This window comes from Halorubrum sp. AJ67, assembly GCF_000513435.1.
This window is the reverse complement of the sequence record NZ_CBVY010000002.1, coordinates 426,255-428,981: the sequence shown is the minus strand read 5'-3', so window position 1 is coordinate 428,981 and position 2,727 is coordinate 426,255. Positions and strand designations below refer to the sequence as shown.

Sequence of the window (2,727 nt, the reverse complement as noted above, 5' to 3'; positions counted from 1 at the left end):
GGCGTGTTCGCCGAAGAGGTACACCTTCCCCGGCGCTTCGCAAACGGTCATACGAACTCACTCTCCCCGCGTGCTTACAGGCGTTGCGCTTGTGCTCGGGGCGAGCGACGCGTCGCGGGACGGCAAACCCCTCCGCCCCCGTCAGCTTTTCACCGGCGGCCGTCGTCGTGCGCCTCATGACTGCGCTCCCGTCGCTTCTGACCCGCTCGTTCACGAACTTCGTCGAGGGGCTGGCGGTCGCCATCCCGCGACTGCTCTCGGGACTGGTGTTCCTCGCGCTGGCGTACGTGACGGTCAGGATCGTCCTCGCGGTCGTCCGGTCGTCGATCACCCGGGTGTACGTGGGGGACCGCGAGCTGGTCGGGGACCTCATCGTCACGCTCGTCGCCATCTTCTTGTGGTTCGGCGTCGCGCTCACGTTCCTGAAGGTCCTCGGGATGGGCGACATCGCGGCGAGCCTCGGCACCGCCGTCGGCTTCATCGCCTTGGGCGTCTCCTACGCGCTCTCCGAGATGATCGAGGACACCGTGGCCGGCGTCTACCTCCTGCGCGACCCCGACTTCAACGTCGGCTACCGCGTCGAGGCGAAAGGCGTCACCGGAACCGTCGCCGCAATCGAACTCCGAAAGACGCGAATCGACGCCGACAACGGCGACCGCGTCGTCTTGGCGAACCGCGAGATAGAGCCGCGGTGGACCCACGACGTGCCGGAGGAGCCGGCGGAGGGTGCGGCGGGCGCGTCACCCGACGGCGACGCGGCCAACAGCTAAATACCGCGGTGCGGGCGGATCACCTCCCCATGGCATCCACGTCGGAGCGGTTCGACACCGCCGGGCCCGAGGGAGACACCACGCTGGCGGCGATCACGCACCTCCTCGCGCTGTTCACGTGGGTCGTCGGGCCGCTCGTCGTCTACGTCGTCAGCGACGACGCGTTCGTCAAGGAGAACGCGCGAAACGCCATCAACTGGCAGATATGGCTCACCGTCTACTCGCTGCTCGCGCTCGCGCTGGTGTTTCTGTTCATCGGCTTCCTCATCTTGCCGGTGCTCAGCCTCCTCGATACGGTGTTCGTCGTTATCGCCGCGGTGAAGGCGTCCGAGGGCGAGGCGTGGAGCTACCCGCTCACGATCGACCTGTTGTGAAGTTCCCGGCCGGTCCCCCTCCACGAGAGCGCGGCCGCTGGTCGGCGCGGGGCGGCTTCGAAAAGTCGAACTCGACGTCGAAAACGGCCTACAGTTCGTCCTCGAAGTCTTCGAGGGCGAACACGGTGTCGGCCCCGCGGCGGTCGAGCGTCTCGTTGGCGAGGAGCCAGTAGACGACCGACAGCGCGCGTCGACCCTTGTTGTTCGTCGGGATGACGAGGTCGACGTTCGACAGCTGGTTGTTGGAGTCACACATCGCGATGACCGGGATACCCACGGTGATGGCCTCCTTGACAGCCTGCGCGTCACCGATCGGGTCGGTCACCACGACGACGTCCGGCTCGATGTAGCCGGCGTAGTCGGGGTTCGTCAGCGTGCCCGGGATGAAGCGACCGGTGCGGGCGCGAGCGCCGATGGCGTCCGCGAACTTCTCGGCCGGGAACCGGCCGTACTGCCGCGAGGACGTGACGAGGATCTGCTCGGGGTTGTAGTTCGCGAGGAAGTCCGCGGCCGTGCGGATCCGCCCGTCGGTCAGGCTCACGTCGAGGACGTACAGCCCGTCGTCGCGGACGCGGTGGATGAACCGCTCCATGTCCTTCGTCTTCTGCTGGGTCCCGATGTGGACACCCGCGGAGAGGTAGTCCTCGACGGGGATCAGCAGGTCGACGTCGTCGTCCGGCATGACGTCGTCGTCGAAGGGGGAGGCGTCCTCCTCCTCGGTCGTCTCTTCCGCGGCCTCGGCGGCCGCCTCGCTCTCGGCGTCGGCGGCCTCAGCGGCCGCGTCGGCGGTCGGTTCCTCGGTCGTGTCGGCCTCCTCCTCGACCGCCGCGTCGACCGCCTCGGTCTCCGCGTCGTCGTCGAGTTCGACCGCGTCGTTGTCTTCGCTCATGCGTGGTGTCGGTCCGTCATACCGCGTCGTCCGCGATGCGGACCAGTTCGTTCAGCTTGGCCGTTCGCTCGCCGCCGACCGTGCCGGTCTTGATGTAGCCGGCGTCGGTCGCCACGGCGAGGTGTGCGATGGTGGTGTCCTCGGTCTCGCCCGAGCGGTGCGAGATGACCGTCTCGTACCCGTTGCGGGCGGCGAGTTCGACGGCGTCGAACGCGTCCGACAGCGTTCCGATCTGGTTCGGCTTGATCAGGATACTGTTGGCCGCGCCCGCGTCGATCCCGTCCTGGAGCCGCTCGACGTTGGTGACGAACAGGTCGTCGCCGCAGATCAGCGTCCGGTCGCCGACCCGGTCGGTCAGCTCCGCGAACGCCTCGTAGTCGTTCTCGTCGAGCGGGTCCTCGACGTACGCGAGGTCGTACTCGTCGACGAGGCCGGCGATATAGTCGATCTGCTCGTCGGCCGACTTCGTCTCGTCGCCGTACACGTACGCCTCTCGGTCGTCGTCGTACAGCTCGGCGGCCGCCACGTCGAGCCCGAAGCGGATCTCGAACCCGACTTCGTCCTCGACGCGGTCGACCGCCTCCTCGACGACCTCGAACGCCTCGGCGTCCGAGATCGGGGTGGCCCACGCGCCCTCGTCGCCCTTCGCCGCGGGGACGCCGCGCTCGTCGAGCACGTCCGCGACCGCCGCCGT

Annotated in this window: 4 protein-coding genes; 2 read left to right on the top strand and 2 right to left on the bottom strand. The window is 68.1% G+C overall.

Annotation, left to right across the window (positions count from 1 at the left end; genetic code table 11):
* Positions 1-176: 176 nt before the first annotated feature.
* Both BN903_RS03785 and BN903_RS03780 read left to right on the top strand, forming a co-directional pair.
* Positions 177-770: a mechanosensitive ion channel domain-containing protein gene (locus BN903_RS03785; RefSeq protein ID WP_048076430.1), complete on the top strand. Its 594-nt coding sequence runs from the start codon at positions 177-179 to the stop codon at positions 768-770.
* A 29-nt stretch (positions 771-799) separates the two neighbouring features.
* Complete coding sequence (locus tag BN903_RS03780; protein ID WP_048076429.1) at positions 800-1,144, top strand: DUF4870 domain-containing protein; 345 nt, start codon at positions 800-802, stop codon at positions 1,142-1,144.
* An 88-nt stretch (positions 1,145-1,232) separates the two neighbouring features.
* On the opposite strand, the gene rpsB is transcribed toward BN903_RS03780, so the two are convergent.
* Positions 1,233-2,033 carry a 30S ribosomal protein S2 gene (rpsB, locus tag BN903_RS03775; protein ID WP_048076428.1) on the bottom strand — a complete coding sequence of 267 codons (801 nt, stop codon included), beginning with the start codon at positions 2,031-2,033 and terminating at the stop codon, positions 1,233-1,235.
* Between the two features lie 16 nt (positions 2,034-2,049).
* The coding region (locus tag BN903_RS03770) for an enolase C-terminal domain-like protein (protein WP_048076491.1) at positions 2,050-2,727 on the bottom strand (678 nt) is incomplete at its 5' end.